The following is an 18,084-nucleotide window of genomic DNA, read 5'->3' as shown; positions in this document are numbered from 1 at the left end:
TACATGTCAATTCGTTTCATATCACGGCATGTATGTGTCGCTTCGAAACCAGCCTCGATGTCTTCATACGTTAGACTGATCCCAGCACTCGGCATCGATGGAGAGGCGAAAACTGTGAAAAAACTTCTCGTTACAGGCTCATCTGGGCTTATCGGTTCGGAGGTTTGCCTATATTTCGCAAACAGCGGATGGCAGATCCACGGCATCGATAACAATCAGCGCGCCACCTTTTTCGGCCCTAAGGGAGACACTCGCTGGAATCAGCATCGTCTTGCCGGCAAAATCAAGGACTTTCATCATCACGAACTCGACATTCGTGACCGCCAGGGCATTCTCGATGTTCTCAAGGAAGTGAAGCCCGATGCCATCGTTCATGCTGCGGCACAGCCCAGTCACGACCTCGCGGCGTCCATTCCGTTTGCAGACTTTGATACCAATGCCGTCGGCACGCTCAACCTGCTTGAGGCTGCGCGTCAGGCCGTTCCCGAGTCGCCATTTGCCTCTCTCTCCACCAACAAGGTCTACGGCGACGCGCCCAACGAACTGCCTTTGGTTGAACTCGATACTCGCTGGGATTACGCCGATCCGGCGGACTATACCGGTATTCGCGAAACCTTCCGCATAGACCAGTCCAAGCACTCCATCTTCGGAGCCTCCAAGGTTGCAGCCGATGTCATGGTGCAGGAGTATGGCCGTTACTTCGGATTGCCCACTTGCGCTCTCCGCGGCGGTTGCCTTACCGGGCCCAGCCACTCGGGAGTGGAACTCCACGGATTCCTCAGCTACCTCATCAAGTGCAACTTGACCGAGACCAAGTACAACGTCTTTGGCTACAAGGGCAAGCAGGTTCGCGACAACATCCACTCTTACGATGTAGCCCGCTTTATCGCAGCATTCATTGAGTCACCGCGCGCAGGTGAGGTTTACAACATTGGCGGAGGCCGCAACAATAGCTGCTCGATCATCGAAGCTTTCAGCCGCATCGAGGCGCTATCGAGCAAGAAGATGATCTACGAGTACGTCGATCAGAACCGCTCAGGCGATCACATCTGCTATATCAGCGATTTAAGCAAAATGAAGACGCACTATCCCTTGTGGGATATTACCAAGTCTCTGGATGACATCTTCCAGGAGATTTACGCATCCTGGGAAGATCGCGTCGCGGTGGCAAACTAGCAACTGGCTGGTGCGAGGCAACGGACGCAAGCACTCCCGGGTCCGTTGCCCATGCAGTTCTCTTTGCCTGGAGACCTGATGACACAAGTAAAAGTCGCTCTGTTTACGCCTTTCAGCCCCACCACTGGCGGCGGCGGCGTGATCTTCCGCAGCATTCTACCGCATCTGAAAAACGCCGAAATCCACTGGTTTTATCTCGCCGCATCGCCTGTCGATACGCCGTCGTCTACTCTCCTTGGCCCCAGGATGATGGGCGGCTCGCTCGGAAACGACGCTGTGAACACATTGCGCCTCTTCGCTCTGCAGAGTCACCCGCAGATCGATCGCTATGTGCAGGCGATTCGCGCCTGGTCTCCGGATATCGTCTGGGTCAATGCCATGAACGAAGGCATACTCGTCGGCAAGAAACTGCTCGACTCCGGCATTCCCCATCTGCATGTTTCCGTCCACGACGATCCCGCCGGCCTGGCGATCAAGTCCGCCCGCTATCGCGCGTTCGCTTCGCTGATGGACCGGCGCAACACGGAGTTGCTGCGCCGCGCGCACACCGTCGACACCGTCTGCGACTCCATGAGCGATTACTACAAACGCCGCATCGGCGTGGACTCGGGCGTCGTTTACCGCTACATCCATAACCTGCAGCTTCCCGCGCCGCAAGCTGCCAAAGCGGATACCGGCGATGGCAGGACAATCCACATTGGCCACGTCGGCAGTGCTTACAGCTCTGAGGAGGTCTTCGCCTTCCTGAGAGCCTTGCAAGCCATCTCCGCCAGCGACGGCATCCAATTCCGCCTCACCAACTATGGTGTCTCGCCTGCCATGGCGGCGGCGCAGCAGCAGTTTCCAGACATCGTTGAAAACGCCGGCAACACGCCCGAGGACGAAGTCATCCGCCGCCTGCAGCGGACCGCCTTCGTCTACTCGATGTATTCTTTCAATCCGCGCCACCGCATCTTCCGCCAGACCAGCCAGCCCACGAAGATGAGCACCTACCTGATGGCGGTAAAGCCTATCCTTGCGCACTGCCCCAGTGGAAGCAGCACGATAAATATGCTCTCAAAATTCAAGCTCGGTCATTGCGTAACTTCTACCGAGATTTCGTTCATCGCGGATGCCATTCGCTATATTCTGAAGTTCCAGCTGGATGGGGACGAGGCTCGCAGAGCGGCTGAGTATTACTGTGGAAGAAGAAATCTCGACTACCTCAATACCTGCTTCGGACTTCCATCTGAATAGTTCTCTCCAGGGAGTTCAGGAAGTCCGGTGCTCTTGTCGGCTTTGAGGCACCGACTTCGCCACGCATTCTGTGAAGTACGCATTTGAGCCCAAAGCAAGCGACTCTCTTACTGTGCGTCGGAAGCCATTTCCATGGTCTCTCGCGGACGCGTCCGGAACCGATTGAGAATCCACCTTCGCGAGGGCCCTTCGACGAAATAGAAACTTAACACGCTGAGCCCGATACACGTCGCCAGATACAGTGCGAACATTGACCAGGAGTGTCCCCATCTCAGCCACAGGAAGAGATGAAGAATCGGGACATGGATCAAGTAGAGCCCAAAGCTCGCTTCGCCCAAAACCACAAGCCACTTGGCGCTCAAGAGCCGCGCGGGCAGACTGTGGCTCCCTGAACAAGACCAGATCAACAGAGCAAAAACAGGAAAAAGAAGCCCCGCATTTAGATTTACAAGAGGCAACCGTTCTCCCCAGCAAATCAACGCAGCAAACGTGCCCAGCGCAAAGAGAAGGGCTGTGATGGCGGCGCCATCGCGCTCTGAAAGATTGCCGACGGCTTGTTTGTTCAGAAATTGCCAGCGCGCTAGAAGAATGCCGAGCGCAAAGGTGCTTATCTGTGGCAGCGGATGAAACCGGAAAGTTGTCTCCGCGATGTGTGGTGCCACAACCACGATAATAATCTGATTCAGCAGCCACAACATTGCCGCAACGAACCACAGTTGCGATCCCTTGAGCCTCCAGAGCGCAACTCCAATAAAGGGAAAAATGAGATAGAAAACGGTCTCAACTGATAGCGACCAGTTCGGTTGATCGATGCCGTGCAGCTTGGGCAGCCAAGCTTGAAGCATCAACAGATGAGCAGCGAAGGTGGCGCCCGTGTGTAAGGTGGCACGCATCCATCCTTGCGCAGAAACTCGTTCAAGCAAGACCTGCGGAGTGTCGAGGATAAGCGTCACCAGAAAAAGCGGATATATCCGTGCAAACCGCGCCATGTAAAAGGGCTTCTTGCGCACCTGCGCGGAATCTCGAAGATAGACTACAGCCAGGATGTAGCCTGAAAGCAGAAAGAAAAAGCTTACAGAGATATAACCAAAAGAGACGAATCGTTCTGCGAACGATCCCGGTCTGCTCTCTTTAAGTCCAAGAATATTTGCGTGATAAAGGACAACATAGAAGGCCGCAAAGAAGCGCAACGACGTTAGAGCATGAATCTTTTCTGCGCGCTGAATGGGTTTCGGCAACGCCTGTATCATTTGGTTTGCTCTCAAGAGAAGGCCTTTGATTCGACATGGGCACCTCGCTCCGATCAGGAGCTGCCGCCTCTTAACTTTAGCAGGAGGGGCCTTTCATAAATGGTGAGCGAGTGGCGGTATTCATCGATCCCGATTCCGACCTATAGCTTCGAATTTTCGTGAAAACGCTGCCAGATCGCCTCCGCCGTTTTGCTGCTCACCATCGCGGCTAGCGACTCCACCGTAGCCTCGCGCACGTCGCGCAGGCTGCCAAAGTGCGTCAGCAGCCGCTGCCTTGTCTGCGCGCCGACGCCAGGAATAGTAAGCAATTCCGAATCACGATCACGCATCTCTCTGCGCTTGCGGTGGTAGCCAATGGCAAAGCGATGGCTCTCATCGCGAATCTTCTGCACGACATGTAGCACCGGCGATCTTCGATCGAGCACTACGGGATCGTCTTCGCNTCGCTGCCATAGACGTAAATCACTTCTTCCCGCTTTGCGATGGACGCGAGTGGCTGTGAAGTGAATCCGAGCTCTTCGAGTGCATCGGCTGCTGCGTGCAACTGACCGAGTCCACCATCGATGAGTACCAGCGACGGCATTGTGCCGTTTTCCTCTTTGACGCGCTTATATCGCCGCAGCACAATCTCGCGCATCGATGCAAAGCCATCCACGCCTACGACAGTCTTCACCTGGAACTTGCGATAGGCGGACTTCTTCATCTCACCGTCTTCCCACACGACCATCGACGCCACGGTCTCCGCTCCCTGAATATGCGAGATGTCGAAGCACTCGATGCGCTTCGGCAGCTCCGGCAACATCAACACATCGGCTAGTTTGTTCCACTAACAATTCTTACTGTGCCAAGGAAGCCTTCTCCATGCTCTCTTTCGGGCGGGTATTGAGCCATCGAAGCAGCCATTTGCGGCTAGGCGTTTCAAAGAAATAGAAGCTTAACAAACTTAGCCCAATGCAGACACAAACATAGATGACCTGTTCCCATGGCAGCTTGAGGCTCATTGCTAATTTGAACATGTTCCCAACTGGATGCTGCAGCAGATAAAGAGCATAACTGGCTTCTCCTAACACAACAAGCCACTTAGCTTTCATCCATCCCGTAACAAAAGTTCGATCCTCTGTAAGGCTCCATAGCAACAGCAGAAACGCTGGCAACAGTAGATAGGCGGGACTCAAATATTGAGTCTTCAACCAATCTCTTATCGCAACTACCACAAGGAAGATCGTCAGAGCCACCGGCAATCCCAACCATGCTCCCTTACCCCGCGTGAAACGTCCGGCCTCTCGCCGATCAAGTGCCTGCCATCGTGCCAGCGCCATTCCGGAAGCGAACACACAAAGAAACGCAACCATGCCGTAAATAGACGGCAGCGTCTCACCGCGGCCCCGAACAATGATCCTATCCAGTCCAGTACCCGCTAGGAACAAGATCGGCATTGCAAATAGCGCTCCTCGTTTCCCCAATTTCCAAAGCCATGGACCAAGCCAAGGAAAACTGAGATAGAAGACAGCTTCCACTGCTATAGTCCAGCTTGGTATGTTCAGTGCATTGTTAAGTGGTGCCAGCATCTGCATCATAACCGCGCTACGCAGGAACAAAACCACAGATCGCAGGCTGGCCAGCGGCAGGCCATATGCGGCTACACGTCCCAGAATCGCGAATGGGAGATCCAGCAAGAGGCAGAGTATATATAAAGGGTAAATCCGAGCAAATCGAGCTACAAAAAACCGCCGCGCGTCGACAGCTTCGTTATCCCGCAGATATACAACTGAAAGTATGTAGCCTGATAATGCGAAGAAAAAATACGGTGCAACATATCCCAGAGAAAGAACCCCGAAAAGAAATCCACTGGGATCGTGTCCTCGTAGATGGAATAGGACCACATATAACGCCGCAAAAAATCGCACCGTCGTGAGAGCGTGAATTTTGACCGGCTGAGAGTGCCCCGTACGCAAAGCTACTTCTGCAGCCACTGGCTGTGTCAGCATATTCTTATTACCTCAGCAAATATGGAAGGTTAAGATTCTGCCAGGTATAGCTCTGTCTCAATATCTGCAGCCTTGATGACGTATAAACCTACATTTTCAGTGTAACAATTTGTTCGTTGGTCTTCGGCTTCGGATGAAAATAACTCCAAACCGCCTCAGCCGTTTTCCTATTTACCACCGCAGCCAGCGACTCCACTGTAGCCTGCTGCACGTCGCGAAGGCTCCCAAAGTGTGTCAGCAGCCGCTGCCTCGTCTGCGCGCCGACGCCAGGAATAGTAAGCAATTCCGAATCACGATCACGCATCTCTCTGCGCTTGCGGTGGTAGCCAATGGCAAAGCGATGGCTCTCATCGCGAATCTTCTGCACGACATGTAGCACCGGCGATCTTCGATCGAGCACTACGGGATCGTCTTCGCTGCCATAGACGTAAATCACTTCTTCCCGCTTTGCGATGGACGCGAGTGGCTGTGAAGTGAATCCGAGCTCTTCGAGTGCATCGGCTGCTGCGTGCAACTGACCGAGTCCACCATCGATGAGTACCAGCGACGGCATTGTGCCGTTTTCCTCTTTGACACGCTTGTATCGCCGCAGCACAATCTCGCGCATCGATGCAAAGTCATCCACGCCTACGACAGTCTTTACCTGGAACTTGCGATAGGCGGACTTCTTCATCTCGCCGTCTTCCCACACGACCATCGACGCCACGGTCTCCGCTCCCTGAATATGCGAGATGTCGAAGCACTCGATGCGCTTGGGCAGCTCCGGCAGCATCAACACATCGGCTAGGGCCTCCTGTATCGCCTTGCGTGAAGGCTCCAGCACGCGGAAGCGCTGAATATACGATTGCTTCGCATTCTGTCCGGCAAGATCGATCAGAGATCGCTTGTCTCCGCGCTGCGGAGCAGCGAGCTCGATGCGGTGGCCTGCTTTTTCGGCCAGCAGCTTTCCCAGAGCTTCTCGGTCGGCAAAGTCCACCGGCGTCAGAATCGTCTTCGGCACATATTGCTGATCGATGTAAACCTGCTTCAGTAACGCCGAGAAGAACTGGCCGGCATTGAAAGCCTGTTCGATTAAAGAGGTTTCCGGTGAGGCAACGGCGGTCTCCTCGTCGTCCTCGATTGGATTCATAAACTCCGGCAGCTCTTCCCAGAACATCTCGCGACGGTCGACGATCTTTCCATTGCGGATGTGGAAGAGATTCACGGCAAGTGCATCTGCTTCGTAGTGATAGCCGAAGACGTCTACATCGTCGGACTCAGCTTTGGCGATCCGCTGCTTCTCTTCGATCTGGTGCACAGTGGAGATCAGATCGCGATACCGCGCTGCCAGCTCGAACTGCTCGGCTTCGGCGGCTGCGAGCATGCGTTCTTCGAGCGACTTCTCCAGCTCTGCGTGGCGGCCCTCCAAAAACATCTGCGCATCCTTCACCGCCAGCGCGTACGCTTCCGGAGTTGTCAGCCCTTCGACGCACGGACCGAGGCAGCGGTGGATGTAGTACTGCAGGCAGGCTCGCGGATGATACCGCGACAGATCCACCTTGCAGCTTGGAATCAGGAAGCTGCGGTGAATCACCTCCGCCACGCGATATGCCAGATTTCCCGGAAAATACGGACCGTAATACGCCGATCCGTCCTTCCTGAGCCGCCGCGTCACGAAAACTTTCGGATACCGGTCCGCCAGCGTCAGCTTCACGTAGGGATAGGTCTTGTCATCCCGCAGCAGGATGTTAAAGCGTGGCTTCTTCTGCTTGATCAGGTTGTTCTCAAGCGCCAGCGCCTCCATCTCGTTGGCTACCAGGATGTATTCGACATCCACGGCCTCGCGCATCAGAGTCCCGGTTTTGGCGTTGGCCTGGTTTGCTTCCAGCAGGTAGCTGCGCACCCGCGACCGCAGATTGCGCGCCTTGCCCACATAGATCACCTGCCCCTCGGCGTTCTTGTACAGGTACACCCCAGGCTGGGTGGGCAAAGTCCGTATTTTTTCGTAGAGATCCATTGGGGGCTTACAGCGTTGATCAGAGCGGGTCAGAGAAGCAGGCCGCTCTTTTTAGTGTAGCGATCTTCTCGCTTTGACCGCTGCCAGTTACTGTCACGCCCACCGGAGCGTCGGTACACAGTAAGCATTTCCATGCTATGTAAAAATTACACAGATCGGACGACGAAAGAGGCTTATTTTAGAGAGTTAATCTACTTATTTTCAAATAGATAGGTTCTAAGCATCATTTGGTGATCAAGTTGCTTCCAACATAAGCGAACGATATCCGCGCTTCCTGCTACGAGAGGGGCGCAGCATCAAAATAAGATCATCGAAAGGAAGCCAAACGATGCAACCCATGAAGTCTTTGAACTATTCAGTTCTGGCCGTCGCCATCACGCTTCTCTCCGGCTGCGCCACGAAGAACTATGTCCGTACGCAAACTGCGCCCCTCATTGATCAAACGAACCAGTTGAACGACAAGACAGCCGCCAACAATCGCGCCATTCACGACACGGATGATCGCGCTCAAGCCGGCATCACCAAGGCGCAAGGCGCTGCCGACCAGGCAACTCAGAACGCCCAGGGCGCCACGACCGCTGCTGGCCAGGCTCAGACTGCTGCCAATGACGCAGTAAATCGCGCCGACAAGCTTTCCGACGTGGTCGCTGGATTGGACAACTACAAGTCTATCAACAACATGTCGGTGACATTTGGCTTTGACAAGTCGAACCTGACCAAGGACGACAAGGCCCAGCTCGACAGCTTTGGCCAGACCATCGCCTCCAGCAAGAACTACATCATTGAGGTAACCGGCGGTACCGACTCCACCGGCAGCGCCGAATACAACTATGGGCTCAGCCAGCGTCGTGCCGATACGGTCGTCCAGTACCTGGCCTCCAAGTACAACATTCCTGCCCACCGCTTCTATCTGATCGGCATCGGCAAGGATAAGGAAGTGGCGGATAACACCACCCGCGAAGGCCGCGCCAAGAACCGTCGCGTCGACATACAGGTTCTTTCTAACTCGTCGGATGCGACACCGCAGCCGAATCCACAGGGTTCGGGCAACTAGTTTCAAACTGCCCGCATCGTAGTATCCGAAGCCAGAGAGTGATTCACCCCCAGATGAGCCCCGAGCCCTCCCCGCTCGGGGCTCCCGCATTTTTATGGCTAATCTGACAGGCATCTCCGTACCTGATCGGGGAATCTCAGCAGTTACTGGGGGTTAGCCGTGGCGCGTCCCTTTTGGTCAGGCAGGTTGCAGATATCGCTCGTCTCGTTTGGCATCAAGATCTTTCCGGCAACTGAGGCGAAGAGCGAAATCCGATTTCATCAAATTCATCGCAAGTCTGGTGAGCGGGTCCATCACCGGAATGTAACCGGCAGCGACGGTGAGCCGATCGAGAAAGATGAGATCGTCAAGGGTTACGAATATAGCAAAGGCAAATACGTCGCGCTTGAGCCGGATGAGCTCGAGAAAGTGCGCATTCCCTCGAAACAAACCTTGGAGATTGCGCAATTTGTGGCCATGCAGGAGCTGGATCCGGCGATGTTGGAACGACCCTATTTCATTCTTCCAGAAGATGATGCTCAGGCAGAGGCTTTCGCGGTCGTTCGCAAAGCCTTGCAGCAGACTGGCAAGGTTGGGCTGGGCAAGATTGCCTTTGGCGGTCGTGAGCACTTGATGGCCGTTGCAGTGCCTAGTGATGAATCGCTTGCCGGGCTTATGGGCTACACGATGCGCTACGGGGCCGAACTGCGCGACGCGATGCAATATTTCGGCGAGATCAAGAAGGTAAGTGTCGACGCCGAACAGTTGTCGCTCGCGAAAGAGCTCATCCAGCGTAAGACCGCAAAGTTTAATCCGTCTCGATTTAAGGACGAATACGAAGTGGCGTTGCGAGCGTTGATCGATGCCAAGCTAAAACACAAGCCATTGCCAAAAGAGGAGCGACCTGCATCGACCAGGGCGGTCAATCTGATGGATGCGTTGCGCCGCAGCGTAACAGAGAAAAAACCTCCTGCCAAGGCTCGCAGGAGCGAGAGCAAATCTCACGGAATTGCTTTGGTTAAGTCCGCAAAACGCGCATCACGTTCGCGCAAGTCGGCCTGATATCCGATGGCTCGAATACGGAAGCCGGTTACACGATCGACCGCAATCTTTCATCCTGACCTGCATAAGTTGCCACATGAGGCGATGCCATCATTCCTGCCTCCGCAACTCGCAGTGCAGGTAAGCGAGCCTCCAGCAAGCAGTGGTTGGATTCATGAGTTGAAGCTTGATGGATATCGCATCCAGGCACACATTGACTCAGCACAGCACCAAGTGCGCCTGCTTACGCGCAACAGCCTGGACTGGACACACCGTATGAGGCCGATTGCCGAGGTGGTAGCTGAACTTCCTGCTGAGAGCGCCATTCTCGATGGGGAAGTGGTTGCGCTGCTACCCAGTGGTTTGAGCAGTTTCGCTGCTCTGCAGGCGGCTTTTCAGGAAGGCAGCGCCCAGGAGCTTACGTATTTCGTCTTTGACATGCTGCATGTCAATGGACACTCGCTGCGTAATCTCTCATTGCTTGAGCGTAAACAGTATCTTGCCGCATTGCTTGCATTGCGGCCACCCACGACTGTGCGCCTCAGTGAGCACCTTGAGTCGGATGGAGAGCGTGTCTTCGAACATGCATGCAAGATCGGTGCGGAGGGCATCATCAGCAAACGCGCCGATGGAGTCTACGTAAAAGGCCGCAGCTCAGCGTGGCTCAAGATCAAGTGCTATCGCGAGCAGGAACTGGTTATCGGCGGCTTCACACTGCCTTCCAACGGCAGCTATGGTATCGGCGCGCTGCTGCTCGGCTACTACAAGCGAGGCAAGACGGACAAACTAATTTATGCCGGGCGCAGCGGCACGGGCTTTACACAGGCAACGCACAAAAGTCTGCGTGACCAGCTTGAGAAACTGCGCCGCGATTCCTCTCCGTTTGCGCCTGAGCCAGCGCCGGACAGGCGCGGTGCGCACTGGGTGACGCCAAGGCTGGTCGCGCAGATATCATTCGCAACATGGACTGCTGATAATCTCGTGCGTCAGGCAGCCTTCAAAGGACTACGCGAAGATAAGCCAGCGAAAGAAGTGACCCGCGAAGCACCGGCATCTGACAGAGCTGGTGAGAAGTAGCAGGAATGGCGCACGAATATCTCTTACTCATCCGGCGTCATGAGCCGTTAGATTGAAAGAGTGATTTTCCGCTGCCTCTTCCTCGTCTGCTTTATGCTGACTGCATCTTGCACCGCGCGTGCCATCAACCATGACGCATTGCCTCAGCCTGAGCCTATCTTTACCAGTGCACCCTTTGCCAGTTGCCACGCCTCCACCGTGGTAGAACTACGCAATGGGGATTGGCTGGCGGCATGGTTTGGTGGCTCAGGTGAAGGGAAACCAGACGTAGCGATCTGGGGTGCGCGTCACACGAAGTCTGGCTGGGGTGCGCCATTCTTACTGGTGCGCGAGCCGAAGATTGCAGCCTGGAATCCAGTCTTTTTTTATACGCGCGATGGCCGGTTGTGGCTTTACTACAAATTCGGTCCTGTGGTGGCCGAATGGACGGGCGCACGCATGGTATCGGTGAACGATGGAGTTACCTGGTCGAAACCCGAGCATCTGCCCGCCGGTATCCTCGGGCCGATTCGCGCCAAGCCGCTGGTGATGGCGGATGGCACGGTAGTCAGCGGCTCATCCGTTGAGAGCTATCATGCGTGGGCTGCGTGGATCGAGCGCAGCACAGACAACGGGCTTCACTTCGAAAAACACGGCCCATACACTTTGCCTGGCGATGCAATTCGCGCACTCGCCGGCTCGCCGCTCAATGGATCGAACAACGAGATCGGCAACGTCGATCCCGAGCAGACCACCGGACTGATTCAGCCCACAGTTGTGCAGGTAGCGGGGAATCACCTGCGCTTCTATGCGCGCTCGTCGAGTAATATCGGGCGCATCTGCGTCTCCGACTCGTACGACGCCGGCATTACCTGGAGCACGACGCGCGCGCTCGATCTGCCGAATCCCAACTCCGGCATCGATATTGTGCATCTGCGGGATGGGCGCTATGTGCTCATCTACAACCCTGTCACCGAAGGCCGATCGCCGCTGGCTCTCGCTGTGTCACAGGACGGCATTCACTTCCGCCAGTTCCGTGTTCTTGAAAACGAATCTGGTGCGGAGTTTTCCTATCCTGCACTGATACAACTGCGTAACGGCGATTTACTTGCGACCTACACCTGGCACCGGACGAGGATTCGGAGTGTGGTGATTCCGCTGGGATTGGTGAAGTGAGCAATAGTTCTTCCTTGAGGACTGTTGCGCAACTTCATTAACGATGGAAGCTATCCGAACGTTGTTCTGCCAGCATACTCCTACCGCTAAGCAGTGACCGGTACCCGTAGATCATGCCCTGTCATTTCCTTTGGAGCATGCAGCCCAAGTAAATCAATCAGCATGGGGCTGATGTCGCGCAGACTGCCATCAGGCCGCAGAGTGAATCTGTTGGCCTCTTCCCCGATATAGATCAGCGGCACCGGATTGGTAGTGTGCGCAGTGTGCGGGCCGCCGGTAACTGGATCGATCATCTGCTCGGCATTGCCATGATCTGCGGTGATCAGCCAGCTTCCACCTTTTTCGCGCAGCGCCTTGTAAATGCGCGTAAGCTGCGCATCCACGCATTCGACAGCCTTGATCGTTGGTTCAAGCTTGCCGCTATGGCCCACCATGTCTGCATTGGCAAAGTTGGCGATGATGAGGTCGAAGGCGGTGTCATGAATCGCCTTGACGATAGTGTCGCCGATGCCTTCGGCAGACATTTCGGGAGCGAGATCGTAAGTGGCAACTTTCTGCGAGGGAATAAGAGTTCTATCTTCGCCAGGGAACGGTGTCTCCACGCCGCCGTTGAAGAAGTAGGTCACATGCGCATACTTCTCCGTCTCTGCCACACGCAGGTTCCGAAGCTGGGCACCGCCGAGAATGTTTGCCAGGATGTTGTCCATCGACTGCGGCAGAATCACCATCGGCAGTGAATACGCCTTGTCGTACTGCGTCATGCAAAGGTAATAGAGGCCTTTGGGAATCTCGCTGCGCGGAATGATCTCGTCCAGTGACTCCGACGAATCAAGATTGCGGCCACCAGCCTGGTTCAGGCCGCTCTCACGCGCCAGTACACGCGTAATCTGCCGCGCACGATCCGCACGGAAATTGAAGTTGATCACCACATCTTCATCGCGGATTACGCCATGCGGCTTGCCCGCCGAATCCGCCACCACATAAGGAATCGTGAACTCATCCGTGACACCGTTGTTGTAACAGTTCTTCAGGTGTCCCACTGGATCGCTGGTCCAGCCACCCTCCGCTTTGGAAAAGCACATCGCGGTGAAGGCTTTGCGCTCACGGTCCCACTTGCGGTCGCGATCCATCGCGTAGTAGCGCCCGCTCACGCTCGCCAGCTTGCCCAGGCCGTATTCGTGCATCTTCTTCAACAGCTTTTCAAGATAGCCCGCACCGGAGGTAGGGAGCGTATCGCGCCCATCCAAAAAAGCATGTACAAACACACGATTCACACCATGCGCTTTCGCCGCGCGCAGCAGCGCATAGAGATGCTCCTGGTGTGAATGCACGCCGCCATCGGAAACCAGTCCGATGATGTGAAGCTGCCGCTCGCCCTCACGCGCGCGATGCATAGCCTTAACAATCGCCGAGTCGCTCGTGAATTTGTCCTCGGCGATCATCTGATCGATGCGCGTAATGTCCATCTGCACCACGCGTCCCGCGCCAAGATTCAGATGCCCAACCTCGCTGTTGCCCATCTGCCCATCGGGCAGTCCCACAAAGTGCTCGGCCGCGCGAATCAGAGTGTTTGGATACTCAGCAAGCAGATTGTCATACGTAGGCTTGCGCGCCAGCGCAATGGCATTGGCGTCCGTCTTCGGCGAATAACCCCATCCATCCAGAATAGTCAATACGAGCGGGCGTTTCACGGTAGGCACGATGATTCCTTTTAGTGGAGCTGGCAGTTTATGAGGCTAACGGAGTTAGTTCGATGGTTGACTTTAATTAGTGAGAAGCAGATTTCCTTCGGGAATGACAAAGAGGAAAACAAGAACATGGTCCCAGGCCTCAGAAGCAAGACCTGGGCACCCGCCGTTATTGAGTACGAAGCAAACTACTCGTTATAGTTCAAGCTCTCCAGCCCGAGGAACGTGGCTCCCTGGCCAAGTTCTTCCTCGATGCGGAGAAGCTGGTTGTACTTCGCAATGCGATCCGTGCGGCTCGCCGAACCGGTCTTGATCTGCCCGGCGCCGGTCGCCACTGCAAAATCCGCGATGAAGGTATCTTCGGTCTCGCCCGAGCGATGGCTGATGATACTCGTGTAGCCATAGCGGCGGCCAAGCTCGATCGCCTCGAATGTTTCAGTCACAGTCCCGATCTGGTTGAGCTTGATCAGGATCGAGTTGCCGACACCCTCTTCGATGCCGCGCTGCAGACGCTTCACATTGGTTACGAAGAGATCGTCGCCGACAAGCTGGATCTTGCTGCCGAGCTTGTCCGTGAGGATGCTCCAACCGTCCCAGTCGTCTTCCGCAAGGCCGTCTTCCAGCGAAACGATAGGGAACTGTCGCACCCAGTCCGCATAGAAGTCCACCATCTCTTCGCTCGAAAGCTCACGCTTGTCGCTCTTCTTGAAGACATACTTGCCCTTGTCCTTGTCGTAGAACTCGCTCGACGCAGGATCAAGTGCAATAGCGATCTGCTCGCCCGGCTTGTAGCCTGCAAGCGTAATCGCCTCCAGAATCACGTCGATAGCCTCGGTGTTTGAGGTCAGAGATGGAGCAAAACCACCCTCATCGCCCACGGCAGTCGAGTAGCCCTTCTTTTTGAGCACGCCTTTGAGCGTGTGGAATACCTCCGCACCCCAGCGCAGAGCGTCGGAAAAGCGCTCGGCTCCGACCGGCATCACCATGAACTCTTGAAAGTCCACGCTGGAGTCGGCATGCGCGCCACCGTTCAGTACGTTCATCATTGGCGTAGGCAAGATGCTCGCGTTCGCTCCGCCAAGATAGCGGTACAAGGGAATCTCCAGCGTCTGCGCCACAGCGCGGGCAGCGGCCATAGAAACGGCGAGGATCGCGTTCGCACCCAGCTTCGACTTGTTCGCCGTCCCGTCGAGCTGAATCATGGTGTAGTCCAGCAAGCGCTGGTTGGCAGCGTCAAAGCCCTCAAGCTCAGTAGCGATGATAGTCTCGACGTTTTCAACAGCCTGCAGTACGCCTTTGCCCAGATAGTGCGACTTATCTCCGTCGCGTAGCTCCACGGCCTCGTGCTCGCCGGTCGAGGCGCCCGAGGGCACCGCAGCGCGGCCGAGCGCGCCGCTTTCCAAAATCACGTCAGCTTCCACAGTCGGGTTGCCACGCGAATCCAAAATTTCGCGGGCGCGAATAGCAGCAATTTCAGTCATATCAGTCCTCGCAATGTGATGCTGTAGGCGATCTTTCAATTTTGGTCGGCGGTCGACGGCAAGAGCCTGGCCTGCAAGGCTCTGAATCGTTGTAAGAAAGTGCGCCATCGATGCTTAAATCCTCTTGCAATTTGCAGATTATTGCCTTGGGTAGTCTAACAAACGGAGGGTCGCAGAATTGTGACGCTGGCCATGATCGCGCCCTTGAGCAAGGCCTGGAACCTGAAGTTGTCGTTTCGAATTGTTCGTTCCAGGTTGTCCATTCCCGGACGTTTGCCAACATTGCTGAAAGAGATTCGTGCTTTATGCGGCACTCCCGCGCAGATGCTGACCAAAGTTTCGCTGAATGAAGCATGGACTGCGGCTAAGCTAAAAAGTGAAAAATTGCCGGTTGAATGCACGCCGAGTATATTTTTTCGCGACATTCGTAGGAAATCAGTGTCAAAAGTAGCAAGGGTTTCCCCGCCCATTTGGATAAATGGGCCGCGCTACAAAGGAGGAGACAATGGTTATACGCACTTTTCCAATTGCTTCGATGATTGTGTGCGCTTCGTTGTCCATGGCGGGTGTTGCCATGGCGCAGCAGTCAGGTCAATCCGGCAGCGGGCAACAGGGGCAATATCAGGGAGTTTCGACACCGCCCGGTGATGCGATTACAACGACTGATGACACGCCTCAGCCATTGCCGAAGCCTTCGCCAGCGAAGCCGGTAACACTCGCTCCAGCGCCCGAGCCGCCGCCTCAGCCCGCCGCGACGGATTATCAACCGGCACAGCCGATGCCAGATCAGCCTACTGTGACTACACGTACGGCCTACTCAGATCCCGATGGGGACATCGTTCATCCGCTTGCCGCGCCTCCAGGCGAGATTTTGGAAGGGGCGACCATCCGTGTTCGACTGATCGATCGAATTTCTTCGACCGAGTCGCAACGCAACCAGCCCTTCCGCGGCAAAGTCGCAACCGATGTGCTTGAGGGCGGAAAGGTGTTAATTCCTGCTGGTTCTGAAATCGAGGGCCGCATCGCCACTGTCTCCTCCGGAGATCACCTCGGCGGCCATGGCAGCTTCCGCCTGCAGCCCGAGGCCGTAGTGCTCCCCGATGGCACACGCTATCAACTCCGCGCCGAGGTGACTGGAACGCCGGGCTCGAAGACGCGCGTCGGATCGGAAGGTACTATCAACGCTGGCTCGCGCGCGAAAAAGGATGGGATTGAATACGGCGCCGTGGTCGGCACTGGCGCGGTGACCGGTGCAGTTGTAGGCGGCCCTGTCGGCGCGCTGGTAGGCAGCGGAATCGGCGCAGGCGTCGTGACCACACACCTGCTCGTCGATCATCCACAGGCCACGCTTGAGCCCGGAGCAGTGGTGCTCTTTACCCTGACCCAGCCGCTTAACCTGATGCCGCAGACGGCGCAGCAGTAAGCCTGAACAAGCTCGTGCAAACTGGGCCAGTGAGCTTAACTCACTGGCCCAGTTTGTTTTGGTGCGGTCTTGAAATAGCGCACGAAATGATGTCGCGGGTGATATCATGAACTGTGCGGATCGTCGTTGATACTTCCGTCCTGGTAGCGGCTCTTCGATCAGCTAATGGGGCGTCTGCCGAAGTAGTGCGGCTGGCTTTGTTTCAGCGCTTCATAACTCTCATAGATTACAAGCTCGCTTGCGAATACAGGGCAGTGGCCATGAGACAACAACATCTTATGGTGTCTGGAAAGACCGAAGAGGAGACAGCATTGATTCTGGATATGCTCGAAGCCGTCGCGGAGCCAGTGAATGTCAGGTTCCGTCTCCGACCACTCTCTCAGGATGCCGATGATGACATGATTTTGGATCTGGCTATCAGCGGACATGCAAACGCCATCGTCACAGCAAACACAAAGCATTTTCGCGAAGCAGCGCCGGATTTTGGGATCGAAGTCATGACACCTCAGCAATTGCTTCTCGCAATTCGGAAGGAAGGATATTGAGATGGCTCAGAAAAAAGCGATAACTTCAAAGTTTCCACTAAGGCTGATGCCTTCGGTGCGAAGAGCCGCAGAGGAATACTCGCATAGAGAAGGCGTGTCCTTAAATCAATTCATCAACGTTGTTCTAGCCGAGAAACTGGCCGTGTTGGAGCACGATGAATGGGCTTCCCGCAGGCAGCCGCCAAGCGGTGAGAAGATCGAAAAAGCTCTCGAAATACTCAATCGAAAAACAATGAATACGCCTGCGCAGGGGGATGAATTACCCAAGGGCTACACTCTTGCGCCGAGTTCACGTGCAACCGTCAGGTGAATCAGAAATGCACGCATGTTCGTTGTTAGACTGAGGCTATGACGAGTGTGCCTGCCAACTTGAGCGTCCCCTCTTACAAAGATAAGTTACTCTCTCTACTTGCCAGCATCAGCTTCCGCCTCGGCCAATTCACGCTTGCATCCGGCGCAAAGAGCGACTACTACATCGACTGCCGTACCACTACGCTTCATGCCGAGGGCGGCAGGCTCACGGGGCACGCAGTGCTGGAGCTGCTGGAAGAGCACAGCATCGAAGCTGACGCTGTTGGTGGTCTCACCATGGGCGCTGATCCCATCGTCTGCAACGTGGCGACGGCAAGCGCGTGGCGGGCTCAACAGCAACCCGATGCTCCGCTGCTGCACGGTTTTCTGGTGCGCAAGGCGGAGAAAACACACGGCACTGGCCGGCGTATTGAAGGATTCTGCCGCGAAGGCGCACGCGTCGTTATCGTGGATGACGTCTGCACTACCGGTGGATCAACCATCAACGCTATTGAGGCAGCCCGCGAAGCCGGCATGACCATCGCCGCGGTTGTCTGTTTGGTCGAGCGGCAGGAGGCCAACGGCCGCCCAGCCGTCGAAGCAGCAGCGGAAGGCGCTCCATTCTTTGCGCTCTTTACCGCTAATGACGTGAAGGCAGAGCATCTTCGGCAGAGCGCATAAAGCCAGCGCGCTGAAGCCGCGCA

Annotated in this window: 16 protein-coding genes and 1 pseudogene; 10 read left to right on the top strand and 7 right to left on the bottom strand. The window is 55.5% G+C overall.

The features are described 5' to 3' along the window. Positions 1-114 precede the first annotated feature (114 nt). Both OHL22_RS20695 and OHL22_RS20690 read left to right on the top strand, forming a co-directional pair. A complete protein-coding gene (locus OHL22_RS20695) occupies positions 115-1,176 on the top strand; it encodes an NAD-dependent epimerase/dehydratase family protein (protein WP_263341526.1) in 1,062 nt (353 codons plus the stop codon). 78 nt (positions 1,177-1,254) lie between these two features. Continuing rightward, positions 1,255-2,412, top strand: a complete 1,158-nt coding sequence (locus OHL22_RS20690; RefSeq protein WP_263341525.1) for a glycosyltransferase family protein — start codon at positions 1,255-1,257, stop codon at positions 2,410-2,412. Positions 2,413-2,519: 107 nt separating this feature from the next. Here the strand turns inward: OHL22_RS20690 and OHL22_RS20685 are convergent, their stop codons facing one another. From OHL22_RS20685 to uvrC (OHL22_RS20665), 5 genes and pseudogenes are all read right to left on the bottom strand, one after another. Further along, positions 2,520-3,650, bottom strand: a complete 1,131-nt coding sequence (locus tag OHL22_RS20685) for an acyltransferase family protein (RefSeq protein WP_263341524.1) — start codon at positions 3,648-3,650, stop codon at positions 2,520-2,522. Between the two features lie 152 nt (positions 3,651-3,802). Beyond that, positions 3,803-3,991 (bottom strand): helix-hairpin-helix domain-containing protein, encoded by a 189-nt coding sequence (locus OHL22_RS20680; protein ID WP_263341627.1) that lies wholly within the window; start codon positions 3,989-3,991, stop codon positions 3,803-3,805. Between the two features lie 87 nt (positions 3,992-4,078). Beyond that, positions 4,079-4,464: pseudogene (uvrC, locus tag OHL22_RS20675) on the bottom strand (excinuclease ABC subunit UvrC); the annotation flags it as partial. Between the two features lie 34 nt (positions 4,465-4,498). Further along, a complete protein-coding gene (locus tag OHL22_RS20670; RefSeq protein ID WP_263341522.1) occupies positions 4,499-5,650 on the bottom strand; it encodes an acyltransferase family protein in 1,152 nt (383 codons plus the stop codon). An 88-nt stretch (positions 5,651-5,738) separates the two neighbouring features. After that, a complete protein-coding gene (uvrC, locus tag OHL22_RS20665; RefSeq protein ID WP_263341520.1) occupies positions 5,739-7,646 on the bottom strand; it encodes an excinuclease ABC subunit UvrC in 1,908 nt (635 codons plus the stop codon). Positions 7,647-7,983: 337 nt separating this feature from the next. On the opposite strand from uvrC (OHL22_RS20665), the gene OHL22_RS20660 reads away from it, so the two are divergent. The 4 genes from OHL22_RS20660 to OHL22_RS20645 all read left to right on the top strand — a co-directional run bounded on the left by OHL22_RS20660 (position 7,984) and on the right by OHL22_RS20645 (position 11,952). Next, the gene (locus OHL22_RS20660; protein ID WP_317890914.1) at positions 7,984-8,700 is read left to right on the top strand and encodes an OmpA family protein; all 717 of its coding nucleotides are present in this window, start codon (positions 7,984-7,986) and stop codon (positions 8,698-8,700) included. A gap of 159 nt (positions 8,701-8,859) precedes the next feature. After that, positions 8,860-9,741: a non-homologous end joining protein Ku gene (gene ku / locus OHL22_RS20655; protein WP_263341517.1), complete on the top strand. Its 882-nt coding sequence runs from the start codon at positions 8,860-8,862 to the stop codon at positions 9,739-9,741. Between the two features lie 6 nt (positions 9,742-9,747). Beyond that, positions 9,748-10,797 carry a non-homologous end-joining DNA ligase gene (gene ligD, locus OHL22_RS20650; protein WP_263341515.1) on the top strand — a complete coding sequence of 350 codons (1,050 nt, stop codon included), beginning with the start codon at positions 9,748-9,750 and terminating at the stop codon, positions 10,795-10,797. 93 nt (positions 10,798-10,890) lie between these two features. Further along, the gene (locus OHL22_RS20645) at positions 10,891-11,952 is read left to right on the top strand and encodes a sialidase family protein (protein ID WP_263341513.1); all 1,062 of its coding nucleotides are present in this window, start codon (positions 10,891-10,893) and stop codon (positions 11,950-11,952) included. 86 nt (positions 11,953-12,038) lie between these two features. Here the strand turns inward: OHL22_RS20645 and gpmI are convergent, their stop codons facing one another. Both gpmI and eno read right to left on the bottom strand, forming a co-directional pair. Next, on the bottom strand, positions 12,039-13,643 hold the full coding sequence (gene gpmI, locus OHL22_RS20640) for a 2,3-bisphosphoglycerate-independent phosphoglycerate mutase (protein ID WP_263341625.1): 1,605 nt from the start codon (positions 13,641-13,643) through the stop codon (positions 12,039-12,041). A gap of 185 nt (positions 13,644-13,828) precedes the next feature. Then, complete coding sequence (eno, locus tag OHL22_RS20635) at positions 13,829-15,121, bottom strand: phosphopyruvate hydratase (RefSeq protein WP_263341511.1); 1,293 nt, start codon at positions 15,119-15,121, stop codon at positions 13,829-13,831. Positions 15,122-15,626: 505 nt separating this feature from the next. On the opposite strand from eno, the gene OHL22_RS20630 reads away from it, so the two are divergent. The 4 genes from OHL22_RS20630 (at position 15,627) to pyrE (ending at position 18,061) form a co-directional block, all read left to right on the top strand. Beyond that, on the top strand, positions 15,627-16,544 hold the full coding sequence (locus OHL22_RS20630) for a hypothetical protein (RefSeq protein WP_263341510.1): 918 nt from the start codon (positions 15,627-15,629) through the stop codon (positions 16,542-16,544). Between the two features lie 113 nt (positions 16,545-16,657). Continuing rightward, positions 16,658-17,089 carry a putative toxin-antitoxin system toxin component, PIN family gene (locus OHL22_RS20625; protein WP_263341508.1) on the top strand — a complete coding sequence of 144 codons (432 nt, stop codon included), beginning with the start codon at positions 16,658-16,660 and terminating at the stop codon, positions 17,087-17,089. A gap of 1 nt (position 17,090) precedes the next feature. Next, positions 17,091-17,399 (top strand): toxin-antitoxin system HicB family antitoxin, encoded by a 309-nt coding sequence (locus tag OHL22_RS20620; RefSeq protein WP_263341506.1) that lies wholly within the window; start codon positions 17,091-17,093, stop codon positions 17,397-17,399. A 47-nt stretch (positions 17,400-17,446) separates the two neighbouring features. Further along, entirely contained in the window at positions 17,447-18,061 is a 615-nt protein-coding gene (gene pyrE / locus OHL22_RS20615) for an orotate phosphoribosyltransferase (protein ID WP_263341504.1), read from the top strand. Positions 18,062-18,084: the final 23 nt, after the last annotated feature.

The sequence above is a fragment of the Acidicapsa dinghuensis genome (assembly GCF_025685685.1).
Lineage (GTDB): Bacteria > Acidobacteriota > Terriglobia > Terriglobales > Acidobacteriaceae > Acidicapsa > Acidicapsa dinghuensis.
Note: the sequence above shows the minus strand (reverse complement) of the source record. Positions and strands in the feature narration are given on the sequence as shown.

Bases quoted from the DNA above. Each gene is read 5' to 3' on its own strand.
- OHL22_RS20690 (WP_263341525.1), top strand. From the start codon at position 1,255: ATGACACAAGTAAAAGTCGCTCTGTTTACGCCTTTCAGCCCCACCACT.
- ligD (WP_263341515.1), top strand. From the start codon at position 9,748: ATGGCTCGAATACGGAAGCCGGTTACACGATCGACCGCAATCTTTCAT.
- OHL22_RS20670 (WP_263341522.1), bottom strand. From the start codon at position 5,650: ATGCTGACACAGCCAGTGGCTGCAGAAGTAGCTTTGCGTACGGGGCAC.
- uvrC (WP_263341520.1), bottom strand. From the start codon at position 7,646: ATGGATCTCTACGAAAAAATACGGACTTTGCCCACCCAGCCTGGGGTG.
- OHL22_RS20645 (WP_263341513.1), top strand. From the start codon at position 10,891: ATGCTGACTGCATCTTGCACCGCGCGTGCCATCAACCATGACGCATTG.
- OHL22_RS20680 (WP_263341627.1), bottom strand. From the start codon at position 3,991: ATGCGTGATCGTGATTCGGAATTGCTTACTATTCCTGGCGTCGGCGCG.
- OHL22_RS20660 (WP_317890914.1), top strand. From the start codon at position 7,984: ATGAAGTCTTTGAACTATTCAGTTCTGGCCGTCGCCATCACGCTTCTC.
- OHL22_RS20630 (WP_263341510.1), top strand. From the start codon at position 15,627: ATGGTTATACGCACTTTTCCAATTGCTTCGATGATTGTGTGCGCTTCG.
- OHL22_RS20620 (WP_263341506.1), top strand. From the start codon at position 17,091: ATGGCTCAGAAAAAAGCGATAACTTCAAAGTTTCCACTAAGGCTGATG.
- eno (WP_263341511.1), bottom strand. From the start codon at position 15,121: ATGACTGAAATTGCTGCTATTCGCGCCCGCGAAATTTTGGATTCGCGT.